The sequence below is a fragment of the Streptomyces sp. NPDC056160 genome (genome assembly GCF_042268205.1).
Taxonomy (GTDB): Bacteria; Actinomycetota; Actinomycetes; order Streptomycetales; family Streptomycetaceae; genus Streptomyces.
Genome location: NZ_JBHJUW010000290.1, coordinates 1 through 3,590 on the forward strand (window position 1 = coordinate 1; position 3,590 = coordinate 3,590).

Below are 3,590 nucleotides of genomic sequence, written 5' to 3' on the forward strand. Positions count from 1 at the left end.
GTACCCACCGGGTCCGGGAGGGCCGTGCCGGGTCCGGGAGGGCCGTGCCGGGTCAGTTCACGTAGACCTCCGCGCGGTCCACGCTGACGTACGAGGCCTGGGACTGCCCGTCGTGCTCGCCGGTCACCCGCACCCGCAGGGTGTGCCGTCCGTAGGGCAGCCGCGGGCTGAGGAACTGGAGCGTCTCCCCGGTGCGGACGGCACCGTAGTAGTCCAGCCGCTGCTCGGGTCCGCCGTCGACGCTGAGCGCCGCGTAGCCGTTGCCGGTGTCGCGGACGGACAGCAGGGCGATGCGGGTGCCGGTGAAGCTGAAGGTGGCGGTGTTCCCCGCGGTCGCGCTCCAGTGGTCGTCGCCCCAGAAGCACTGGGCGGCGCAGCCGGTGCCCGAGTTCCAGGAACCGGTGTAGCCGACGGTCCCGGCTCCGCTGGAGCGGCCGTCGTCGTTGATCCAGTAGGCTCCCGGGCCCGGGTCGCCGGAGGGGAGGTCCTGGGTGGCGCCCATGGCGAGCGGGACACCGAGGGCGGGGCTGCCGTCGGCGTTCCAGCCGATGCGCTGCGCCCGCGTGGTGCGGTTGCCGTAGGTGTAGGCCGATGTGGTCTTGGCGTGGTAGACGATCCAGTCCTGGGTGCCGTCGGGCGAGCGGAAGAAGGCGTGGTGGCCCGGCCCGAACACGCCGTGGTCGTCGGCGCGGGAGAAGACCGGCCCCTGGTGCTGCGTCCAGTTGCCGGGGACCAGCGGGTCGGCGCCCGCGGGCAGCGACATCATCCACACCTGGTAGTCGGGTTTGCCGGTGTCGCAGGTGGAGTAGGTCATCCAGGTGCGCCCGTTGCGGTAGAGGAACTCCGGACCTTCCCGGACCTCCGGGCAGCCGCCCGCCGCGTCGATGGCGACGGCGTCGCCCGAGACGGTGTACGGATCGGACAGCGGCGCGATGTTGATGCCGTTGTGCTGGTACTGGTTGATGCCGCTGTAGGCCAGGTAGAGACGGCCGTCGTGCTGGAGGATGCCGGGGTCGATGGCGAAGTCGGCGGCGTGGTTGGGCGGTGCCAGCTCGGACTTGAAGTGGTAGGGGCCCGCCGGGTCGTCCCGGTCGGACTCCGCGACGTAGATCCGGTGGTGGTCGTCCGTGCCGTCGTCGGCGGTGTAGTACAGGTACCAGCGGGAGCCGAAACGGTAGAACTCCGGTGCCCAGACGTCCCGGTCGCGGGAGCCGTCGGTGTCGGTCCAGACTGTCACGGGGGTGGCGGTGAGCAGGGTGGCGAGGGAGGGCGAGCGCCACATGCGGATGCTGCCGCCCTGGGTCGTGGTGAGGTAGTAGTTCCCCTTCCAGTACGTCATGAACGGGTCGGGGCCGGTGTTGAGCGGGTTGCGGAACGTACCGGCGGCGGCGGTGTGCGGGGCCGCCTCTGCGGTGGCGGGGCGTGCGGCACACGTACCGGCGAGGATCAGACCGAGCGCGGCGAGCACACCGAGCAGGCGCAGGCGCAGGCGGCGTGAGGGGGGCGGTGTTCCGTGGAGTTGCGTGTGCATCAGGGCTCCTTCGTCGAGGATCGCCGTGCGCGGGGTGCCCGCGGGCGTCGGTCCGCGGGTCCGGACCCGGTGCGCCCGATCCACCTCTTTGCATCGATGTAACACCGATGGGGCGTCACCGTAGGGCGGTGCTGACGAAGCGTCAAGACGGTGTCGGACGTGTGTGCTTGGGTGGTTTCACCGGGGAAGGGCCTTGCCACTGCGGAGGCCGGACCCGTATAACGTGGGAAAACGGTGCCGCTCCTTCGGCATGCCGAGGCCCGGTCCGCGGGTGTGGAGCGAGGCCGTCGGTGGCCGGGGCCCCTGCCCGGGTGCGGGAGGAATGTCGTGCGGGTGAGCCTCAAGGACGTCGCGTTGCACGCGGGCGTCTCCATCAAGACCGTCTCCAACGTGGTCAACGACCATCCGCACGTCACCCCCGCGATGCGGGCGCGGGTGCGCAGGTCCATCGACGAACTGGGCTACCGCCCCAACCTCACCGCCCGGCACCTGCGCAAGGGCCGTACCGGGATCGTGGCCCTGGCCCTGCCCGAACTGGGCAACTCCTACTTCGCCGAACTGGCCGCCGAGGTCATCGACGCGGCGGCCGAACACGACTACACGGTGCTCCTCGACCACACCGGCGGCCGGCGCGACCAGGAGATCCTGGTCAGTCAGGGTTTCCGTACGCGGGTCATCGACGGGCTCATCCTCAGCCCCATCGAGCTGGAGGCGGAGGACCTGCGGGAGCGGACCGAGCCGGTGCCGCTGGTTCTGCTCGGCGAGCGGGAGTACGACCTGCCGTACGACCACATCGCCATCGACAACGTCGCCGCGGCCCGCGAGGCGGTCGGCCACCTGATCTCCCTCGGGCGGCGGGACATCGCCTTCCTCGGAGCGCGCCGCGGGCGCAGCCAGCCCGCCCATCTGCGGCTGCGCGGCTGGCGGGAGGCGCTGGATGCGGCGGGGCTCGTCGCCGACGAGCGACTGGTCGCGGCCACCGACGGGTGGGGGCACGCCGACGGGGCCGCGGCCATGGCACGCCTGCTGGAGGCCGGGCACCGGCCGGACGCGGTGTTCGCCTACAACGACCTCATCGCGATCGGCGCCATGCGGGTGCTGTCGGAGCGCGGGCTGCGAGTGCCCGAGGACGTCGCGGTGGTCGGCTTCGACGACGTGGTGGAGGGCCGCTTCGGTGCCGTGACCCTCTCCTCCGTCTCGCCCGACAAGGCGTCCATCGCGCGGATGGCGGTGGAATCGGTCCTGTCGCAGCTGGGCGGGGCGCCGCGCGCCGAGGGCCGCCGCATGCACGCCGGTCACCGTCTGGCACGCCGCGAGAGCACCCTCGGCCGCGGCTGAAAGAGCGGCCCCGGACGCGCTGTTACAAGACAGGGACAAAGCCCCGATGAACGCCTGCCGCCACCGTGTCGTCGTTTCTAGTGACCACGCCAATCGGCATGTAGGTGCCCTTTGGTGCGAAAGGCTGTTCTCAGCTCAGAAAGGGACAGATCTGTGATGATCTCGAAGCGGGGTTCCCTGCGTACGGCCGTCGTCGGTGTCATCGGCGCGGCCTCCCTCGCCCTGGCGGGCACCGCGATGGCGGCCACTCCCGCGGCGGCTGCCGCGGCTCCCGCCGCCGCCACGCAGACGGCGGCGCCCGCCAAGGCCGCCATCACCGCCAAGCCGTCGGTGTCCTCGGTCCGTGCCTGGCAGCTCTTCCGGGTCACGGGTCACACCACCGGCATCAAGGCCGGCAGCAAGGTGACCCTGCAGCAGAAGCAGCACGGCAAGTGGGTCAGCCTGCCCGCCTCCGTGAACACCACGCGCAGCGGCTCCTACTCGCTCGGCGTCAAGCTCGGCCTGAAGGGCAGGAACGACCTGCGCATCGTCAGCGGCAAGACGGCGTCGGCCGACTTCCAGGTGACGGTCCGCTGAGACGCGCCGCCCGCGCGGCGGCGAGGGAACGCGACGCAGTGGGGCCCGGCCGGCGCAGGGCCGGGCCCCCAGCGGCCGGGCGTCCGCCGGGCGCGGCCCGCGGTGGCGCCCCCCGCGCCCAGCGGTACCACCGGCCCCCCCCGCC

The 3,590-nt window shown here is 72.1% G+C and carries 3 protein-coding genes; 2 read left to right on the top strand and 1 reads right to left on the bottom strand.

From position 1 onward, the window contains the following. Nucleotides 1-52 precede the first annotated feature (52 nt). Nucleotides 53-1,531: a family 43 glycosylhydrolase gene (locus ACFC02_RS42015; RefSeq protein ID WP_376368217.1), complete on the bottom strand. Its 1,479-nt coding sequence runs from the start codon at nt 1,529-1,531 to the stop codon at nt 53-55. Between the two features lie 327 nt (nt 1,532-1,858). Here ACFC02_RS42015 and ACFC02_RS42020 point away from each other — a divergent pair, with 327 nt between their 5' ends. Both ACFC02_RS42020 and ACFC02_RS42025 read left to right on the top strand, forming a co-directional pair. Continuing rightward, entirely contained in the window at nt 1,859-2,869 is a 1,011-nt protein-coding gene (locus tag ACFC02_RS42020) for a LacI family DNA-binding transcriptional regulator (protein ID WP_376368219.1), read from the top strand. A 156-nt stretch (nt 2,870-3,025) separates the two neighbouring features. Continuing rightward, entirely contained in the window at nt 3,026-3,445 is a 420-nt protein-coding gene (locus ACFC02_RS42025; protein ID WP_376368221.1) for a hypothetical protein, read from the top strand. The last annotated feature ends 145 nt before the right edge of the window (nt 3,446-3,590 follow it).

Coding starts and splice junctions, on each gene's coding strand:
- ACFC02_RS42025 (WP_376368221.1), top strand. CDS start 3,026: ATGATCTCGAAGCGGGGTTCCCTGCGTACGGCCGTCGTCGGTGTCATC.
- ACFC02_RS42015 (WP_376368217.1), bottom strand. CDS start 1,531: ATGCACACGCAACTCCACGGAACACCGCCCCCCTCACGCCGCCTGCGC.